Genomic DNA, 19,142 nt, shown 5'->3' with positions numbered 1-19,142 from the left:
CGCCGGCCCGCACACCCCCGACGAACCGAGGACTTCCGTCATGAGCGACTCCACCCAGGCGCTGGGCGCGCCCGTAGTCCGACGCGAGGGCCGGGACAAGGTGACCGGCTCCGCCCGTTACGCGGCGGAGCACACCGGACCGGGCTGTCTGTACGGCTGGATCGTGCCCGCCACCGTCCCCACCGGGCGCGTCACCGCGATCCGTACGGCCGACGCCCTCGCTGTGCCCGGGGTGCACACCGTCCTGACGCACGACAACGCGCCACGGCTGAAGGAGCCCGACGACCCGATTCTCGCCGTGCTCCAGGACGCCCGGGTGCCGCACCGGGGCTGGCCCGTCGCCCTCGTGCTGGCCGAGAACCTGGAATCCGCCCGTGCGGGCGCGGAGGCCGTGCACGTCGAATACGTCACCACCGGGCACGATGTCGTCCTCACAGGGGACCACCCCGGCCTCTACACCCCCGAGGAGGCGAACGGCGGCCATCCCGGTCTGCGTGAGCGCGGCGACGCGATGAGCGCGTTCGACGCGGCGCCCGTGCGGATCGACGCCACCTACACGCTGCGGGGACTGCACAACCACCCCATGGAGCCGCACGCCTCGACCGCCCGGTGGGCCGACGGGCACCTGACCGTCCACGACTCCAGCCAGGGGTCGACCGCCGTGCGCAACAGCCTCGCCACAGCCCTCGGACTCGACCGGGACCGCGTCACCGTCATCTCCGAACACGTCGGCGGCGGCTTCGGTTCCAAGGGCACTCCGCGCCCGCAGGCGGTCCTCGCCGCCATGGCCGCACGGCTCACCGGGCTGCCGGTCCAGCTCGCACTGCCCCGGCGGTACATGGCGGCGATCGTCGGCCACCGGGCGCCCACCCTGCAGCGGGTGCGGCTGGGCGCCGACCGGGACGGCGTCCTGTCCAGCGTCTCCCACGAGATCGTCACACACACCTCACGGGTCAAGGAGTTCGTCGAGCAGGCCGCCGTGCCGGCCCGCGTCATGTACGCCTCGCCCCACAGCCGCACGGAGCACCGGGTGGCGGCACTCGACGTGCCCAGCCCGTCCTGGATGCGCGCACCGGGCGAGGCCTCGGGCATGTACGCCCTGGAGTCGGCGATGGACGAGCTGGCCTGCGCCCTCGGCATCGATCCGGTCGATCTTCGGCTGCGCAACGAACCGCGGACGGAACCCGACAGCGGCCGTCCGTTCAGCAGCCGCAACCTCACGGCCTGTCTGAACGAGGGAGCCAGACGTTTCGGCTGGTCCGACAGGGACCCCCGGCCCGCCACCCGCCAGGAGGGGCCCTGGCTGCTCGGCACCGGGGTCGCCTCGGCGACGTACCCCGTGCTCGTCTCGAAGGCGGCGGCGTCCGCTCAGGCCGCCCCCGACGGCTCCTACCGCGTCGCGGTCAACGCCACCGACATCGGCACCGGCGCCCGCACCGTTCTGGCACAGATCGCCGCATCGGTCCTGGACACGCCCACGGACAACGTGGCGATCGACATCGGCAGCAGCGATCTGCCCACCGGGTCCGTCGCGGGCGGCTCCTCGGGCACGGCCTCCTGGGGATCGGCGGTGCACAAAGCGGCCACCGCACTGGTGCGCCGGCTCGCCGGGCACAGCGGGCCGCTCCCGCCGGAGGGCATCTGCGTCGCCGCCGACACCGGCGAGGAGACGGCGCAGGAGTCCCCGTACGCACGGCACGCCTTCGGCGCGCACTTCGCCGAGGTGGCGGTCGACTCCCTCACCGGCGAGGTGCGGGTGCGCAGGCTGCTCGGTGTGTACGCCGCCGGACGCATCCTCAACTCCCGTACCGCCCGGTCCCAGTTCATCGGCGGCATGGTCATGGGCCTCGGCATGGCCCTCACCGAGGGCAGCACCATGGATCCGGTCTTCGGCGACTTCACCGAGAGCGACCTGGCTTCCTACCACGTGCCGTCCTGCGCGGACGTCCCGGACATCCGGGCGCACTGGCTCGAGGAGGACGACCCGCACCTCAACCCCATGGGCAGCAAGGGCATCGGCGAGATCGGCATCGTCGGAACGGCGGCCGCGATCGGGAACGCCGTGCGGCACGCCACCGGCGCCCGGCTGCGCGAGCTCCCCCTCACTCCGGACAAACTGCTGCCCTACCTGCCGTGACCCCGTCCGCCGGGTCCTCTCGGTTGCGCGACCGGCCCACTCGGGCCACCCTGAGAAGTGACCCAGAAGTGATCACAGCTCACGCTTCGTGTTCGGGGGTCGTTGGTTCGAACGGGGTGAAGCACGTGAGCCTCGCGGTGAGGAGCCTCGACGATGACCGTTCCACTCGACCGGCACTATCTGGTCGAACTGCAGGTGTCGGCAGAGCGCATTTCCCAGCTGCGGCGCATAGTCGCCGCACACCTTCGTCACTGGAGCCTGGAACTGCACGTCCGGCCGGTGTGCCGGGCGGCCGAGGAGCTCCTGACGAACGTCCAGCGACACGTCGGCGACGGCAACGAGTGCGTCCTCGAGCTCCGCTGGACCGGACGGCACCTGACGGTGTCCGTGTCCGACAAGGATTCCCGGATGCCCCGGCTGCTGGACGGCGGTGGCGGCGGCCTCAGCCGCGTCATGGCCCTCAGCGACAGCTGGGGCACCTGCCGGACCACCGACGGCAAGGTCGTGTGGTTCACACGCTATGCGCAGACCCCGGTCACCACCGGCCTGCTCCCGCGTACGCCCCTTCCCGGCGGCCGGACGTTCCTCGACGGTCCTGTCACCGAGGACGGTCCGGTCACCGGGAACGGCCCCGTGGCCGAGAACGGCCCGGTCGCCGAACTCGTGTGAAGCACGGCCCGGCGCCCGGCCGGCGCGGACGGTGTGCCTGCGGCACGCATGATCCGCGCCGGCCGGGTACGCGTCGTGAGGGGTCGCATCACGCGCCTCGGCACGGCACGGTCGAAGAACAACGCAAGGAGGCACAGCCATGCCCATCGCGACGGTCAATCCCGCGAACGGCGAGACGCTCAGGACGTTCGACGCACTGGACGGGCAGGAGACCGAGCGCCGGCTCGCCACCGCACACCGGGCGTTCCGCAACTACCGCACCACGGACCTCGCCGAGCGAGCCCGTCTAATGAACCGGGCCGCCGATCTCCTCGACGCGGACCAGCGGGAGATCGCCCGCACCATGACCACCGAGATGGGCAAACCGGTCAAGGCCGCCCGCGCCGAAGCCGCCAAGTGCGCCAAGGCGATGCGCTGGTACGCGGCCAACGCCGCACGCCTGCTCGCGGACGAACACCCCGACGACACCGACGTCAAGGACTCCGGTGCCTCCCGTGCCCGGGTGCACTACCGCCCGCTGGGCGTGGTGCTCGCCGTGATGCCGTGGAACTTCCCGCTCTGGCAGGTCATGCGCTTCGCCGCACCCGCGCTCATGGCGGGCAACACGGGCCTGCTCAAGCACGCCTCGAACGTGCCGCAGACGGCCCTGTACATCGAGGACCTGTTCGCCAGGGCGGGATTTCCCGCCGGCTGCTTCCAGACCCTCCTCATCGGTTCGGGCGCCGTCGAGGCGGTCCTGCGCGACCCGCGGGTCGCCGCGGCGACGCTCACCGGCAGCGAACCGGCCGGCCGCGCCGTCGCCTCCGTCGCGGGCGACGAGGTCAAGAAGACCGTGCTCGAACTGGGCGGCAGCGACCCCTTCGTCGTCCTGCCGTCGGCGGACGTCGGGAAGGCCGCCGACACGGCGGTGACCGCCCGCGTACAGAACAACGGGCAGTCCTGCATCGCCGCCAAGCGATTCATCGTCCACGCCGACGTCCACGACGCGTTCGCCGAGCGGTTCACCGCGGGGATGCGCGCCCTGACCGTCGGGGACCCGCTGGAAGAGTCCACCGACGTGGGGCCGCTCTCCAGCGAACAGGGCCGCACCGACCTGGAGGAGCTCGTCGACGACGCCCTCGGCAAGGGCGCGACCGCGCTGTGCGGCGGCGGGCGGCCCGAGGGCCTGGACCGCGGCTGGTTCTACGAGCCCACGGTGCTCACCGGCATCACCCCGGCCATGCGCATCCACCGCGAGGAGACCTTCGGCCCGGTGGCGACGCTCTACCGGGTCGCGGACCTGGACGAGGCCGTCGACCTCGCCAACGACACCCCGTTCGGGCTCAGTTCCAACGTCTGGACACGTGACCAGGGAGAGATGGACCGCTGTGTGCGCGACCTGGACGCCGGAGGGGTCTTCTTCAACGGCATGACGGCCTCCCACCCCGCGCTCCCGTTCGGCGGGGTGAAGCGCTCCGGCTACGGGCGGGAACTGGCAGGACACGGCATCCGCGAGTTCTGCAACGCCACCACCGTCTGGTACGGGCCCGGCTCGGACGCCCGCTAGCCCGGACGCACCTCGCCATGCCCCAGGGAGATACGCCTCATGACCGACGCCCGAAACCCCTCCGGTGCATCCGCCCTGTCCGACACCGAGATCGCGGCACTCGACGCGCACTGGCGTGCCGCCAACTACCTGGCGGTCGGCCAGATCTATCTGATGGCCAACCCCCTCCTGGAGGAACCGCTGGCCCCCGAGCACATCAAACCGCGGCTGCTCGGCCACTGGGGCACCTCGCCCGGGCTGAATCTGGTCCACACCCATCTCAACCGGATCATCAGGGAACGTGACCTGCGGGCGCTGTGCGTCTGGGGGCCGGGCCACGGCGGCCCCGCCGTCCTCGCCAACTCCTGGCTGGAGGGCAGCTACTCGGAGACGTATCCGGATGTCGGCCGCGACCGCGCGGGGATGGGAGCCCTGTTCAAGCAGTTCTCCTTCCCCGGCGGCGTGCCCAGCCACGTCGCCCCCGAGACCCCGGGTTCCATCCACGAGGGCGGCGAACTGGGATACGCGCTCACCCACGCCTACGGCGCGGCCTTCGACCACCCAGACCTCCTGGTCGCCTGCGTGGTCGGGGACGGAGAGGCCGAGACGGGACCGCTCGCCGCGTCCTGGCACTCCAACAAGTTCCTCGACCCCGTGCACGACGGAGCGGTCCTGCCGATCCTCCATCTCAACGGATACAAGATCGCGAATCCGACGGTGCTCGCCCGGCTGCCCGAGGACGAACTCGACGCACTGCTACGCGGATACGGGCACGACCCCGTGTACGTCGAGGGGAACGAGCCGGCCGTGGTCCACCGCGCACTGGCCGCCGCCATGGATCTCGCCGTGGACCGCATCGGGGAGTACCAGCGCGCGGCCCGCGCCGACGGCGTGTCCGCGCGTCCCCGCTGGCCCATGATCGTGCTGCGCACCCCCAAGGGCTGGACCGGGCCCGAGGACGTGGACGGGCTCCCCGTCGAGAACACCTGGCGCGCGCACCAGGTCCCGCTGCCGGGCGTCCGGGAGAACCCCGACCACCTGCGCCAACTCGAGGAGTGGATGCGCTCCTACCGGCCCGGCGAACTCTTCGACTCCGAGGGCCGGCCCACCGACCAGGTACTGCGGTACGTCCCCGAGGGAACCTCACGGCTCGGCTCGACACCGTACGCCAACGGCGGACTGCTCCTGCGGGATCTTCCCCTCCCGCCCCTCGAGAACCACGCGGTGCGGGTCGACGGGCCGGGGACCGTCCTGCACGAGCCCACCCGGATCCTGGGCGGACTGCTCGAGGACGTCATGGCGGCCACCGCCGGTCGCAGGAATTTCCGCGTGGTGGGTCCCGACGAGACGGAGTCCAACCGACTGGGCGCCCTCTACGGGGCCACCGGAAAGGCATGGCAGGCGGAGATCCTTCCCGTCGACGAGCATCTGGCCCGCGACGGCCGGGTGATGGAAGTCCTGTCGGAACACCTGTGCCAGGGCTGGCTGGAGGGCTATCTCCTCACCGGGCGGCACGGACTGTTCTCCTCCTACGAGGCCTTCGCCCACATCGTCGACTCCATGGTCAACCAGCACATCAAGTGGCTGCGCACCTCGCGCCGGCTCCACTGGCGCGCACCGGTCGCCTCGCTGAACTACCTGCTCACCTCACATGTCTGGCGTCAGGACCACAACGGCTTCTCGCACCAGGACCCCGGCTTCGTCGACCACATCCTGAACAAGAGCCCGGAGGTCGTCCGCGTCTACCTGCCGCCGGACGCGAACACACTCCTGTCCACCGCCGACCACGTGCTGCGCAGCCGCGACTACGTCAACGTGATCGTCGCCGGCAAGCAGCCCGGATTCGACTGGCTCACCCTCGACGAGGCCCGTGCGCACTGCGCCAGGGGGGCCGGGGTGTGGGAGTGGGCCGGCACGGAGGACGGCAGCCGCGAGCCCGACGTCGTGCTGGCCTGCGCGGGGGACGTACCCACCCTGGAGACGATGGCCGCGGCAGGGCTCCTGCGGCATCACCTCCCGGACCTCTCCGTCCGCGTGGTCAACGTGGTCGACATGACCCGGCTGCTGCCGCACGCCGAGCACCCGCACGGGATGCCCGACGCGGAGTACGACGCCGTCTTCACCCGGGACAAGCCGGTGATCTTCGCGTACCACGGCTACCCCTGGCTGGTGCACCGTCTCGCCTACCGGCGCACGGGGCACGCCCATCTGCACGTCCGGGGCTACAAGGAGGAGGGGACCACCACCACGCCGTTCGACATGGTGGTCCGCAACGATCTCGACCGCTACCGGCTGGTCATGGACGTGATCGACCGGGTGCCCGGCCTCGGTGCCCGCGCGGTCGCGGTCCGGCAGTCGATGGCGGACGCCCGTGCGCGCCACCACGACTGGATCCGGGAACACGGTACGGACCTGCCCGAGGTCACCGACTGGGCCTGGGAGGGCTGACCGCACCACGACGTGCTCCGGCCGGCCCGCTTCTCGCAGGCCGGCCGGAGCACGTCCGCCGGAGTTCAGTTCACGGTGGTGGGCACCGTGGGGGTCACGGTGGTGCGGATGACGGGCGAGACGGCCCCGCCTCCGACGATCCGGAGGGCGTTCTCACCCGTGATGCCCAGCTTCACGCGCAGGCTGTACTCGCCGCTGCCCGGGGTCTTGACCGTGGCGGGCAGGGTCACCCAGCGCTCGCCCTGCTTCTGCTGCAGGGTGACCGGGGTGCCGGCACCGATGTTCCGGGCGGAGCCGTGGATACGGAACTCCTCCCAGGCCGCCACACTGCGCGCGGTCGCGAACGCGGAGAGGGCCGGCCGCGTTGCCAGGTCCTGCGCGCGCTCCCCGGACGGCGGTGCGGGGACACCGGACGATGCTGCCGCCCCGCCCACCGCTCCGGCCAGAGCCACCGCTGTGAGCAGGGCTGCCGCCGACGCGCGCCTGAATCGGTCCATGACTGGCTCTCCTTCGTACCCGACGTGATCGGTGGGATCGACGTCGTGAGATCGACTTGGGAGCGCCAAATCTAGACAATGTTCACATAATCCTCACGTAGGAACACGCGGTCAGAAGCGCAGGACCGCTGCGATCCGACCGTGGTCCGCGAGGGAGCCGTCGGCCACGAAGGCGACCTCGCAGCCGTTGTCCAGCGCCGCTTCGACGAGCTCGTCGACGATGTCCTCGCGGACCTGCCCGTCCGTGGAGGGTGCGACGTCCGGACCCACCGGCTCCAGGTGGCCGTCGGTGACCCTGACCTTCTGGTCGAAGTGCTCCTCGACCGCGATCAGTCCCGCCCGGCCCTCCCGCACGGCCAGCCACACCTCGTCGAGTCCGCCGGCGAAGGAGCGGCTGCTGTGGGCGTTGTCGAGCCTGCCCTGGATGTGGGCGGCGGCCTGCTTGCGCCAGTAGGCCAGGGCCGGACCCAGTTCCTTGATCAACTCGGGTGCGGTGGTGTTCGCCGTCGTTCCCTTCGTGGCCCTGCCGACGGCGGGCTTCGCGCTCTCGCCGACCTCGTCGAGCAGGGAGAGCGCGGGTGCGAGGCCGACCAGGAACAACGGGCGCGGGTCCGCGGCCAGTACCCCGCGCAGCCCCTCGTCGACCGTGCGCAGGAAGTTTCGTGCGTCCTCGCTGCTGTAGGTGCTCGGGGTGTCGCCGATCCGCTCCTCGCGTTGCGGGTTGGGCTCCTCGTGCGGGGCCGTGAGCGGGAAGCCGTCCCTCGGCTCGGGACGCAGTCCGTCGCTCGTACCGGAGAACAGGGAGGCGTGCTCCGCGGACAGGCTGAGGACCCAGAACGGCCGGGCCCCGGCCTTCGCCGCGACCAGGTTGCGGGTGAGGTAGCTGTCGCTCAGGACCACTCGTTCGGGTGCGGTGCGCGGGAGTTGCCAGATCTGGTACTCGTCGGCGTCCGCGAAGATGACGAGGGCCTCCAGGGCGCGGCGCTGGTCCACCTCGGCCACCGCGCGGTCGAGCTGTGCCTTCACCGCCGTCCGGGCCTCGTGGGTCACCCGGGGGTCCGCGTCCAGCCGGTTGCCGGCCTCGGTCACGAGGTTCCGCAGTCGTACGGCGTCCTGGGCGTTGTCCGGTGCCCGCCGGTGGGTCGGCATCGTCAGGGACAGAGCCGGATAGGGCCTGGTCGCGCGAAGGTCCTGCAGCAGGCCGGGCGTCAGGGCGTCCGTATCCATCGTTCCCTCCCGGGGGTTCGGGGTCCGCGGTGCTGGAGCCGCCCCTTGTACGAGGCGGGTCGCCCAACGAGTCAATTCATACCTTTTGATCCTAATATGGGCGAATTATTCCCATGGCTTTCGTCGGAGGTGCACGCCATGCCCAGGGAGCGGCCGCCTTCGGTGGGTCCAGAGCGGCTTCCGTCCGGTATCCGGTGAGCGCCGCCGAGGCCGTCACCGACGCGCTGCGTGATCTGCACGCGCGCTTCGCCGGCGTACGTGAGGGCCGCCGTGCCGACTACATCCCGGAGTTGACCAGGTCCGATCCCGACGACTTCGGGCTCGCCCTCGTCAGCATGGACGGACACGTCTACAGTGCGGGCGCGGCGGACACGCCGTTCACCCTGCAGTCCGTGTCCAAACCCTTCATCTACGCCCTCGCGCTGGCCTCGCTCGGTCTCGACGAGGTGAGCCGCTGGGTGGGCGCAGAACCGAGCGGTGAGGCGTTCAACGCCATCAGCCTGGAACCCGGCACCGGGCGGCCGGCCAACGCGATGGTCAACGCCGGCGCCATCGTCACCACCGCCCTCGTCCCCGACAGCCGTGAGGCTCCCGCGTTCCGGCGCATCCTGATCTGTCTGAGCCGGTTCGCCGGGCGGAAGCTCGACGTCGACGAGGACGTCCACAGTTCCGAGGCCGCGACCGGGGACCGCAACCGGGCGCTCGCCTATCTGATCCGCAGCGCCGGGACACTGCCCGTCGACCCGGTGGCCGCCGTGGACACCTACTTCCGGCAGTGCGCGGTGCGGGCCACCGCCGTGGATCTCGCGGTGATGGCCGCGACCCTGGCGTACGGCGGTGTCAATCCGGTCACCGGGGAGAAGGTCGTCTCCCCGGAGGTCGCGGCCCAGGTGCTGGCCGTCATGGCGACCTGCGGGATGTACGACTCGTCCGGCGACTGGCTGCTGAGAGTCGGGCTGCCCGCCAAGAGCGGCGTCTCGGGCGGACTGATCGCCGCGGGTCCGGCCCGCTTCGGCCTGGCGGCCTACAGCCCGCTCCTGGACGCGTCGGGCACCTCGGTGCGCGGCCACGCCGCGCTCGGCGCGCTCTCGGAGCGCCTGGGGCTGCACCTCATGAAGAACCCCGCACTGCCCGGCTCCACCGTCACACTGGTCACCACCGCCGACGTGCTTCCCTCGGCGCCGTCCGGCCGGCGTGAGCGCGCTCTGCGCGAACGCGTGGGTGTCGTCGCCGCCCAGGGCGCCCTCGACTTCACCGCCGCCGAGCGTGTGCTGTACGCGCTGGACGAGTCGGGCGGGGAGCGGGCCGGGCCGGTGGTGCTCGACCTGCGTGAGGTGACCGGCGCCGACTCCGACGCCCTCGCGCTGCTGCACGCCGGCCTGTCCCGGCTCGCCCGGGAAGGGCGGCGTGCGGCAGTCGTCGACCCGGGTGACCGGCTGGGGCCGCCGGACCTGGTCCGCGAGCGGACCGGCCAGGACCTGCCGCGCTTCGGCTCCCGCGAGGAGGCCGCCGAGCGCTGCGCGCAGGCCGTGGCCGGTCCGGGGTGAGCCCCTACCAGATGGACTCGACCCACTCGGGGTGGTCGATGAACGGGTTCCGGTTGTGCTGGAACCGGTCGAATATGACCTCGTTGCGGTTCTGCTCGAAGCTGTCCGGCGGGTCCTCCTGGCTCCACTGCTTCAGCACGGACAGGCGTCCGATGTTCGGGGCCGACCCGTTGCTCACGCTGTCGTTGGGCTCCAGATCGGCGAAGGCGTCGTCGCCCTCGTACCGCACCGCCATGTAGAGGATCATCCGGGCGACATCGCCCTTCACCGCGTCGCGCGGTTCGAACGAGTCGCCGTCGGTGTAGTTGCCGGGCGCCCCCGAGACGGCGCTGCCTCCGTTGTCGAAGTCCTTGTTGCCGCGCAGGGAGTTCACCTGCACGTCCGCGGGGCGCAGGTGGTGGACGTCGGTGCCGGGACCGGTCGCGGTGCCGAAGTCGCCGTGGGACTTGGCCCAGACGTGCTCCCGGTTCCAGTCGCCGACGTCACCCCCGTTCGTGCTCTTGGACTGGGAACGGCCGGTGTAGAGGAGGATCACGTTGGAGGAGTTGGCCGGGTCCTCGTCGGTCGCCTTGAGAGCGTCCCAGACCTGGCTGTAGGAGAGCTTGGTCTGGTCGCTGATGATCGTGTGGAGCGAGCTCTTGAGGGCGGTCCCCGACTTGCCCAGGGCGTCCTGGTAGTAGGTGTCGTCGAGGGCGGCGGCCGGGGACGCCGTGCCGTCGGCCGGGGGGGTGGCAGCGGGCGCTGCGGACGCGACGCCGGTGAGAACGACGATCGAGGCGGCTGCGGCGAATAGTGGACGCGCGTAGAAACGGCGACGACTGGACATGTGGGGTGTCCTCTCCGGGTCGGCTGAACGGTGTCCTGATGGCCGGACGTTGTCTGCTCGGTCGGGAGCCTTCCACACGCACGGTGCCGGTCGTGTGAACGTGGCGTATTCATCATGTGCAGGTCAAATGACGACCGGTCCGGGGCCTTCCCGGCATCGGATGCGCGGACGGCGGCCCGGCGCGAGAATTACCGCAAGGACGAGGAGGCGGTATGAGCGAAGAGTCCGAATCCCTATCCGTATCCGTGCCGGAGGTGCGGGGGGTGACCCCCGACCGTCTGCTGCACACCGGCGGCGGCGACCGGCCCACCGCGGAGGACCTGGTGCTCGCCTCCGGGCGGGATCTGACCCCTGAAGCCCTGGAGTGGGCGCAGCGCCGACTGTCCGAGGAGGGCAGGTCGGCCATGGACAAGCGGCTCCCGTAGTGCCCGGGGCGGCGTCCCCGTGGCGGGGAGCGTGCACGTCGCTCCCCGCCACTCGGCTAGCCTGAACGCCATATGAACCGTTTGACGACGTCACAGGGCGAATTCGATCTCGCCCGCTTTCCCGAGAACCCGCGCGACCCGCTCCGTGCGTGGGACGCCGCCGACGAGTACCTGCTGCGGCGGCTGGAGGGAGCGGAGGGGAGCGAGCCGGTCCGTCCCGACGGCACGGTGGCCGTGGTCGGCGACCGCTGGGGCGCACTCGCCACCGCGCTCGCCGCACACAGCCCCGTCGTGATCACCGATTCGTATCTCGCCCGACAGGCCACCCGGGCGAACCTCGAACGCAACGGCGCAGCCTCCGACTCGGTTCGCGTGCTGTCGGTGCGCGACGCCCCGCCCGAGCGCGTCGATCTGCTGCTCGTGCGCGTACCCAAGAGCCTCGCGCTCCTGGAGGACCAGCTGCACCGGCTCGCGCCCGCCGTGCACGAGGGGACCGTCGTCATCGGCACCGGCATGGTGAAGGAGATCCACACCTCCACCCTCAAGCTGTTCGAGCGGATCATCGGGCCCACCCGCACGTCCCTCGCGGTGAAGAAGGCGCGGCTCATCTTCTGCACCCCGGACCCGTCCCTGCCCAGGACGCCCAGCCCCTGGCCGTACCGCTACACCCTGCCCGACGACGTCGGCGCGGTTTCCGGCCGCACCGTCACCAACCACGCCGGGATCTTCTGTGCCGAACGCCTGGACATCGGCACCCGCTTCTTCCTGAAGCACCTCCCCGAGCGGACGGGGCCCGACCGGGTGGTCGACCTCGGCTGCGGAAACGGAGTCGTGGGCACGGCCGCCGCGCTCGCCAACCCGGGCGCCGCTGTCACCTTCATCGACGAGTCCTACCGGGCCGTCGCCTCAGCCGAGACGACCTTCCGCGACAACACCGCGCCCGGGGCCGAGGCGGATTTCCTGGTCGGCGACGGCATGGCCGACGTTCCCCCGGAGAGCGTCGACCTCGTCCTCAGCAACCCGCCGTTCCACTCGCACCAGGCGGTCACCGACGCCACCGCCCGGAGCATGTTCCACGGAGCGCGTGCCGCGCTGCGCCAGGGCGGGGAGCTGTGGGTCGTCGGTAACCGGCACCTCGGCTACCACACCCAGCTGCGCCGGATCTTCGGCAACTGCGTCACCGTCGCCGGAGACCCGAAGTTCGTGGTCCTGCGGGCCGTGAAGCGCTGACCCGCGTCAGGGGAGGTCGTTGCGGCCCAGCCAGGACGGCACCTCGGGTACATGCGCGTCCCAGGCGGGCGGGGGGCCGGGCGCGGGTGTGCGGGGAGCGGCTTCCGGCAGCCGCGTCGGCCCGTCCGGCTCCGGCTCCGGCTCCGGCTCCGGCTCCGGCTCCGGGGCGGGCGGCTGTTCCGCCACGGGCTCGGGAGCGTCGCTGTCGTAGATCTGCTCGGCCACGGTGAACCGGCAGTGCCAGGGCCGCCAGACCCCTTCGACGACCAACAGGAAACCGTCCGCCTGCCGGTACAGCGTGCGGCGTTTCGGGCTGGCCGGATGGACCGGGTCGAAACGCTCGGCCCGGATCCGAAGAGCCTCGAGCGCCTCCTCACGCGTTCCCTCCACGTGGTCCATCACGCCGACCGACCACATCCGCCCCTGACGGCCGTAACCGAGATTCTGTTCAACGACCAATCCCCACCTGGGCACAGCCCAGACCTCCCCGGATCATGCGCGCTGCGGTATGCATGGAACTGCGCCGGGACGTCATCCTACGAGTCACGATCTTCCCGGCACGACCGCGCCCGGCACGAGGAAACGGCCACGAGGCCCCGCCCCACCGCCGAACGGAAGGCACGAGCCGATGAACGATCCGGACCCGGGGCTCTTCGGCCCCGCCTCCATCACCTGGCAGATGCACGCGGACCCCATGATGTGGGTGGCCGGTGTCCGCGCCCTCTACCTCCAGACGCTCCATCCGCGCGCCGTCCGCGGCGTCATGCAGAACAGCGACTTCCGCAGGGACGCCTGGGGGCGGCTGATGCGTACCGCCGACTTCGTCGGAACGCTCACCTACGGCACCACGCGGGCCGCCGAGAAGTACGGGGCGCGCGTCCGCACGATCCACCGGCTCCTCGAGGCCTCCGACCCGGCGACCGGCGAGGTGTACGGAATCGACGAGCCGGAGCTGCTGCTCTGGGTGCACTGCGCCGAGATCGACTCCTACCTTCAGGTCGAGCGCCGCTCCGGCTTCCCGCTCAGTGACCGGCAGGCCGACCGGTACGTCGACGAGCAGCGGGAGAGCGCCCGGCTCGTCGGCCTCGACCCGTCGGAGGTACCCGCTTCGACGGCGGCCCTCGCCGTCTACTTCGAGGAGGTGCGGCCCCTGCTCGCCGCCGGGCCCGAGGCGTCGGAGGTCGACGACTTCCTGCGCCGTCCGCCGGTCCCCGCCCTGCTGACCCCGGCGCGCGCCCTGCTCTGGCGGCGCGTGGCCGCTCTCGCCTACGACTCCCTGCCGGGGTACGCGCACGAGCTGTACGGAAGGGCCGCGCCACCCCGGACGGTGGTCGACCGCCGTCTGCGCGTCACGGGAACCGCGCTGCGCGTCGTTCCCGGCCGCCTCCGCCGGTGCCTGCCACCCGGACACATCGCGAAGGCGATGGCACGGCTCGGCCCCGGCAGCCGACCCGCCCCGTACAAACTCCGCAGACAGGCAGCCATACTGGACGGGCCGGGGCGGGCGCAGCAGCGGTAGCGAGCAGCGGAGCAGACGGGGGCGGCAACAGCTATGGCGGACACCAGACTGATCCAGAGCCGCTACCGGCTGCTCGATCTGATCGGGTGCGGAGGCATGGGCGAGGTGTGGCGTGCGCGCGACGAATCGCTGGGCCGGCAGGTGGCCGTCAAGTGCCTGAAGCCGGTCGGGCCGCAGCACGACGAGGCATTCACCCGCATCCTGCGCGAGCGCTTCCGCCGCGAGGCCCGGGTGGCGGCGGCGCTCCAGCACCGTGGAGTCACCGTCGTCCACGACTTCGGGGAGTCGGACGGTGTCCTCTACCTCGTCATGGAGCTGCTGGAGGGACGCAACCTCAGCCAGCTCCTCGAGGACAACGAACAGCACCCGCTGCCGGTGGCCGACGTCGTCGACATCGCCGAACAGGTCGCCGACGCCCTCGGCTACACCCACCGCCAGGGCGTCGTGCACCGGGACCTCAAGCCCGCGAACATCATGCGGCTCGACGACGGCGCGGTGAAGATCTGCGACTTCGGCATAGCCAGGCTCGGCCACGACATCGGCTTCACGTCCCGCCTCACCGGTACCGGCATCGCCATGGGAACCCCGCACTACATGTCGCCCGAGCAGATCAGCGGCGCGGAGGTCGACCACCGCAGCGACCTCTACTCGCTGGGCTGCGTCCTGTACGAGATCGCCACGGGCGTGCCCCCGTTCGACATGGACGACGCCTGGGCCGTGCTCGTCGGCCACCGCGACACCGTTCCCGAACCACTGCGCACCCACCGCGCCGAACTCCCGGGCTTCTTCGACGAGGTCGTCCTGGACCTGCTGGCCAAGACGCCCGGCGCGCGGCCGGCCGACGCCGGTGACCTGCGGCAGCGCATCGTCCTCGGGCGCACCGGCGAGCAGCCGGTGGCCCACCGGATCCGCCCCGCCCCGCTCGTCCCGGTGCGGCACCCGACGGGCACCACGCCCGGACTGCCCTCCTGGACGCGCGGCATGACCTCCGGTCACAGGGCGACCGGTGCCGTCGGTTCCGGTGAGGCCGCCGTCGACCACGCCTCAGCCCTGACCGGGGCATGGACCACCGGGACCGGTCACGCTCCCACCACCGGCTTCCCGCCCGCGGGGGACGGCCGCCCCACTCCGTCGCCCGAGCTGCTCGCCACCCTGGCCGGCCGGCACAGCGCCGGAATCGACCTGGGGCGCCGGGGCCACTGGGAGGAAGCGGGCGACGTGCACCGCGCGGTCGCGGACGAACGCGAACACGTGCTCGGCCCTGACCACCCCGACACCCTCGCCAGCAGGTACGAGGTCGGATCCGTCCTCTGCCGCACCGGACGCGCCGCGGACGCGCTGAGTGTCTTCGGCGGGGTCGCCGAGGGCCGCGAACGGACCCTCGGCCCCGACCACCCGGAGACACTCGCTGCCCGGCAGGAGACGGCGTACGTCCTCGGCGGGCTCGGCCGCCACTTCGAGGCGCACCAGGTCTACGCCGCGGTGCTCGCCTCGCGTGAGCGCACCATGGGCCCTGACCACCCCGAAACCTTGCGCTGCCGCCACAACCTCGCTTTCAACCTCAGTAGGCTGGGCCGCCTGGAGGACTCGTACCGCATGGCCCGTGAGGTGGCGGACGCCCGTGGCCGGCTGCTCGGCGCGAGCCACCCGGACACCCTGGTCACGCTGTACGAAGTGGCGTACACACTCGGCCGGCTGGACCGTTGGGACGAAGCCCTGCGGACCTACCGCGACGTGGCACGGGCCCGTGCCACCGCGCTCGGTCCCGACCACCCCGACACTCTGTCCGCGCGCTACGAGGCGGGGATCAGTCTCGGGCGCCTGGGCCGCAGTGCCGAGGCCGTCGAGCTCTACCGGGCCCTCGTCGAGGACCGCACCCGGGCCGGTGGTCCCGCCGACCCCGAGACGCTGCGCGCCAGGCACGGCCTCGGGGTCAACCTGGGGCGGACGGCGCGCTGGGAGGAGGCGCTGGCCGAGGCACGCGAGGTATGCGCGATCCGGGAGCGCACCCTGGGGCCCGACCACCCCGACACCCTCGTCAGCCGACGGGAGGTGGCCGTCGGGCTGGGCTGGCTCGGCCGCTGGGCCGACGCACTCACCGACTACAGTGCGGTCGCCGGGATCCGTGAACGGGTTCTGGGCGCCGGACACCCCGACACCCTGGCGAGCCGCGAGGACGAGGCGCGCTGCCTGGAACAGCTAGGCCGAGGAACCGAGGCGGCCGACCGCCACCGGCGGACGGAGGACCTGCGCCGGGACCGGGGGACGCCGCCGCACTGACCTTCGGGCCCGGCCGCCCCGCAGGCGGTAGAGGTCACATCTCCGCCCCGTGACGGTGAGCGCCCCGGCCGCGTCGACGCGATCCCGCGGGAAGGGCGGGCCCGGACGGGGTCCCGAGCAGCCCCTGTCGCAGCGGCCGCCGGCGGGCCACCCGTTCCGGTGACCACGCCTGACCGTCGGGAGCCGCCACCTCTGTCCAGGGGTGATCATCCCGTGTTAGGAAGTCGGCATGCCCGCAGACGAGACGGCCTCACCCGGCACGCCCACGCACGCCGCATACGACACGGTGATCGTCGGAGGCGGCCACAACGGCCTGGTCGCCGCCGCCTACCTGGCCCGCGCCGGCCGGTCCGTGCTGGTCCTGGAACGCCTCGGCAGCACCGGGGGAGCAGCCGTGTCGACCCGGCCCTTCGAGGGCGTGGACGCCCGGCTCTCCCGCTACTCGTACCTCGTCTCGCTCCTCCCGCAGAAGATCGTCCGCGAGCTCGGCGTCGACTTCGGCGTCCGCAAGCGCACGGTCTCCTCGTACACCCCGGTGACGCGCGGCGGCCGACCGGGCGGGCTGCTCGTCGGCGGTGACGGCACGCGGGAGTCCTTCGCCGCACTCACCGGCGACAACCGGGAGTACGAGGCGTGGCAGCGCTTCTACGCGATGACGGGGCGGGTCGCCGAGCGCGTGTTCCCGACCCTCACCGAGCCCCTGCCGGGCCGCGAGGACCTGCGGGCGCGCGTCGGCGACGCGGACGCCTGGCGCATGCTGTTCGAGGAGCCCATCGGCGTCGCCGTCGAGGAGAACTTCACCGACGACCTCGTGCGCGGCGTCGTGCTCACCGACGGGCTGATCGGTACGTTCGCCGACGCCCACGACCCGTCCCTCTCGCAGAACCGCTGCTTCCTCTACCACGTGATCGGCAATTCCACCGGCGACTGGGACGTCCCGGTCGGCGGGATGGGCGCACTCACCGACGCCCTGGCGGGCGCGGCCCGCGCGGCGGGGGCCGAGATCCGCGTGCTGCACGAAGCGACCCGCATCGAGACCGACGGCACCCGCGCGGAGGTGACAGTCCGCTCGCCCGACGGGGAACACGTCGTCGGTGCGCGCGAAGTCCTGGTCAACGCGTCGCCGCAGGCACTGGCCGAACTCCTCGGCGAGGCCCCGCCGGCCCCTGCCGAGGGCTCCCAGCTGAAGGTGAACATGCTGCTCACCCGGCTGCCGAAGCTGCGTGACCACTCCGTCGACCCGCGCCGGGCGTTCGCCGGTACCTTCCACATCGCCGAAGGCTACGGACAACTGGCGGACGCCTACCGCGAGGCGGCAGAGGGCCGCCTGCCCGGTGCCCCGCCCTCGGAGATCTACTGTCACTCGCTGACCGACCCGTCGATCCTCGGCCCCGACCTCGCGGCGCGCGGCTACCAGACACTGACCCTGTTCGGCCTGCACACCCCCGCCCGGCTCTTCACGGCGGACAACGAGGCGACACGCACCGCACTGCTCGACGCGACCCTGGCCCAACTCGACACCCATCTCGAGGAACCGATCGCCGACTGCCTCGCCCTCGACGCCGACGGCAGACCGTGCATCGAGGCGAAAACCCCCCTGGACCTGGAGCGCGACCTGAGGCTGCCCGGCGGCCACATCTTCCACCGGGACCTCTCCTTCCCCTACGCCACGGAGGAGACGGGCCGCTGGGGTGTCGAGACCGCCCACGCCAACGTCCTGCTGTGCGGGGCGGGAGCGGTGCGCGGCGGCGGGGTCAGCGGGGTGCCCGGCCACAACGCCGCCATGGCGGCGCTGGGCCGGTGACCACCTCCCGGACGCCCTCACCAACGAGGCCTTCAGCGGCCGAACACCCCGCGCAGCGCCCCGAGCTTCCGCGGCAGGTCGTACTCCGCGCCGCCCTCGTGACCGTTGTACGTGAACACCTCCAGCTCGGCGGGGCCCGCGTACGCGTGGTACGCCGCGAACACCGTCGACGACGGGCATATCCGGTCCATCAGTCCGACCGAGAACCACGCCGGGGCGGTCGCCCGCGCCGCGAAGTTGACCCCGTCGAAGTAGGACAGGGTCTCCATCGCCTCCTCGGTCCGGAAGCGGTGACCGGACAGCCAGCGGGCGATCTCCGCGTAGGGGCCCGAGTCCGTGATCTGCGAGGCGCGCCGGAAGTGGCAGAGGAACGGGACGTCGGCGACGGCCGCCGCGACGTCGTCGCGCAGCCCGGCGACGGCGAGCGCGAGGCCGCCTCCCTGGCTGCCGCCCAGCACCGCGACCCGTGAGGAGTCCACGGCCCCGTGGGCCTTCACGGCGTCGACCGCGCGCACGGCGTCGGTGATGAGACGGCGGTAGTAGTGCCGGTTCGGGTCCTCGATGCCGCGGGTGAGGAAGCCGGGCGAGGAGGAGCCATGGCCGTCCGGCCCGAGGTCCGCGGTGTCCGAGGTGTTCTTCCCGCCGCCGCCCTGGCCCCGGTTGTCCATCACCAGGTGGGCGTAGCCCAGCGCACTCCAGGTCAGCCAGGAGTACGGGATGCCACGGCCGCCGTTGTACCCGATGTACTGCACCACGGCCGGCAGCGGACCCGAGCGGACGCGGGGGAGTACGAGCCACGCCTTCACCGGCTGCCCGCCCCAGCCGTTGAACGTGACGTCGTACACGTCCACAGTCGTGAAACCGGCCTCGTACGGGACGAACGCGACACCCAGGTCGTGGCGGGCCGTCTCGCCGAGGGTCTTGTCCCAGAACGCGTCGAAGTCGGCTGGCTCCTCCGGCTCCGGCCGGTACTCACGAAGCCGCTCCAGGGGCATGTCGAACAGCAAG

Annotated in this window: 15 protein-coding genes; 10 read left to right on the top strand and 5 right to left on the bottom strand. The window is 71.9% G+C overall.

The window, feature by feature from the left end; all coding sequences use genetic code 11:
• Positions 1 to 40 precede the first annotated feature (40 nt).
• The 4 genes from JOC24_RS14375 to JOC24_RS14360 all read left to right on the top strand — a co-directional run bounded on the left by JOC24_RS14375 (position 41) and on the right by JOC24_RS14360 (position 6,779).
• Positions 41 to 2,137 (top strand): xanthine dehydrogenase family protein molybdopterin-binding subunit, encoded by a 2,097-nt coding sequence (locus JOC24_RS14375; protein ID WP_205020633.1) that lies wholly within the window; start codon positions 41 to 43, stop codon positions 2,135 to 2,137.
• A gap of 153 nt (positions 2,138 to 2,290) precedes the next feature.
• Positions 2,291 to 2,806: an ATP-binding protein gene (locus JOC24_RS14370; RefSeq protein WP_205020632.1), complete on the top strand. Its 516-nt coding sequence runs from the start codon at positions 2,291 to 2,293 to the stop codon at positions 2,804 to 2,806.
• Between the two features lie 139 nt (positions 2,807 to 2,945).
• The gene (locus JOC24_RS14365; protein WP_205020631.1) at positions 2,946 to 4,352 is read left to right on the top strand and encodes an NADP-dependent succinic semialdehyde dehydrogenase; all 1,407 of its coding nucleotides are present in this window, start codon (positions 2,946 to 2,948) and stop codon (positions 4,350 to 4,352) included.
• 39 nt (positions 4,353 to 4,391) lie between these two features.
• A complete protein-coding gene (locus JOC24_RS14360) occupies positions 4,392 to 6,779 on the top strand; it encodes a phosphoketolase family protein (protein ID WP_205020630.1) in 2,388 nt (795 codons plus the stop codon).
• Between the two features lie 65 nt (positions 6,780 to 6,844).
• Here the strand turns inward: JOC24_RS14360 and JOC24_RS14355 are convergent, their stop codons facing one another.
• Complete coding sequence (locus JOC24_RS14355) at positions 6,845 to 7,276, bottom strand: hypothetical protein (RefSeq protein ID WP_205020629.1); 432 nt, start codon at positions 7,274 to 7,276, stop codon at positions 6,845 to 6,847.
• 111 nt (positions 7,277 to 7,387) lie between these two features.
• Positions 7,388 to 8,503 (bottom strand): baeRF3 domain-containing protein, encoded by a 1,116-nt coding sequence (locus JOC24_RS14350; RefSeq protein ID WP_205020628.1) that lies wholly within the window; start codon positions 8,501 to 8,503, stop codon positions 7,388 to 7,390.
• A 194-nt stretch (positions 8,504 to 8,697) separates the two neighbouring features.
• On the opposite strand from JOC24_RS14350, the gene glsA reads away from it, so the two are divergent.
• Positions 8,698 to 10,050, top strand: a complete 1,353-nt coding sequence (glsA, locus tag JOC24_RS14345; RefSeq protein WP_205020856.1) for a glutaminase A — start codon at positions 8,698 to 8,700, stop codon at positions 10,048 to 10,050.
• 4 nt (positions 10,051 to 10,054) lie between these two features.
• Here glsA and JOC24_RS14340 read toward each other — a convergent pair whose 3' ends face one another.
• Positions 10,055 to 10,876, bottom strand: coding sequence for an endonuclease I family protein (locus JOC24_RS14340; protein ID WP_205020627.1), 822 nt, complete (start codon positions 10,874 to 10,876; stop codon positions 10,055 to 10,057).
• A 212-nt stretch (positions 10,877 to 11,088) separates the two neighbouring features.
• Here JOC24_RS14340 and JOC24_RS14335 point away from each other — a divergent pair, with 212 nt between their 5' ends.
• Together JOC24_RS14335 and JOC24_RS14330 are read left to right on the top strand one after the other, a co-directional pair.
• The gene (locus JOC24_RS14335; RefSeq protein ID WP_205020626.1) at positions 11,089 to 11,301 is read left to right on the top strand and encodes a hypothetical protein; all 213 of its coding nucleotides are present in this window, start codon (positions 11,089 to 11,091) and stop codon (positions 11,299 to 11,301) included.
• Between the two features lie 72 nt (positions 11,302 to 11,373).
• Positions 11,374 to 12,531, top strand: coding sequence for a methyltransferase (locus JOC24_RS14330; RefSeq protein ID WP_205020625.1), 1,158 nt, complete (start codon positions 11,374 to 11,376; stop codon positions 12,529 to 12,531).
• A gap of 6 nt (positions 12,532 to 12,537) precedes the next feature.
• Here the strand turns inward: JOC24_RS14330 and JOC24_RS14325 are convergent, their stop codons facing one another.
• Positions 12,538 to 13,005, bottom strand: a complete 468-nt coding sequence (locus JOC24_RS14325; protein WP_205020624.1) for a hypothetical protein — start codon at positions 13,003 to 13,005, stop codon at positions 12,538 to 12,540.
• A 154-nt stretch (positions 13,006 to 13,159) separates the two neighbouring features.
• Between JOC24_RS14325 and JOC24_RS14320 the strand changes: the two genes are divergently transcribed.
• The 3 genes from JOC24_RS14320 to JOC24_RS14310 all read left to right on the top strand — a co-directional run bounded on the left by JOC24_RS14320 (position 13,160) and on the right by JOC24_RS14310 (position 18,134).
• Complete coding sequence (locus JOC24_RS14320) at positions 13,160 to 14,050, top strand: oxygenase MpaB family protein (protein WP_205020623.1); 891 nt, start codon at positions 13,160 to 13,162, stop codon at positions 14,048 to 14,050.
• 33 nt (positions 14,051 to 14,083) lie between these two features.
• Positions 14,084 to 16,330, top strand: a complete 2,247-nt coding sequence (locus JOC24_RS14315) for a serine/threonine-protein kinase (protein ID WP_205020622.1) — start codon at positions 14,084 to 14,086, stop codon at positions 16,328 to 16,330.
• Between the two features lie 229 nt (positions 16,331 to 16,559).
• On the top strand, positions 16,560 to 18,134 hold the full coding sequence (locus JOC24_RS14310) for a phytoene desaturase family protein (protein WP_205020621.1): 1,575 nt from the start codon (positions 16,560 to 16,562) through the stop codon (positions 18,132 to 18,134).
• Positions 18,135 to 18,166: 32 nt separating this feature from the next.
• Here JOC24_RS14310 and JOC24_RS14305 read toward each other — a convergent pair whose 3' ends face one another.
• Positions 18,167 to 19,141: an acetylxylan esterase gene (locus tag JOC24_RS14305; protein ID WP_275588533.1), complete on the bottom strand. Its 975-nt coding sequence runs from the start codon at positions 19,139 to 19,141 to the stop codon at positions 18,167 to 18,169.
• Between the last annotated feature and the right edge of the window lies 1 nt (position 19,142).

Source organism: Streptomyces sp. HB132 (assembly GCF_016909575.1).
Taxonomy (GTDB): domain Bacteria; phylum Actinomycetota; class Actinomycetes; order Streptomycetales; family Streptomycetaceae; genus Streptomyces.
This window is presented reverse-complemented; position numbering and strand designations above follow the sequence as displayed.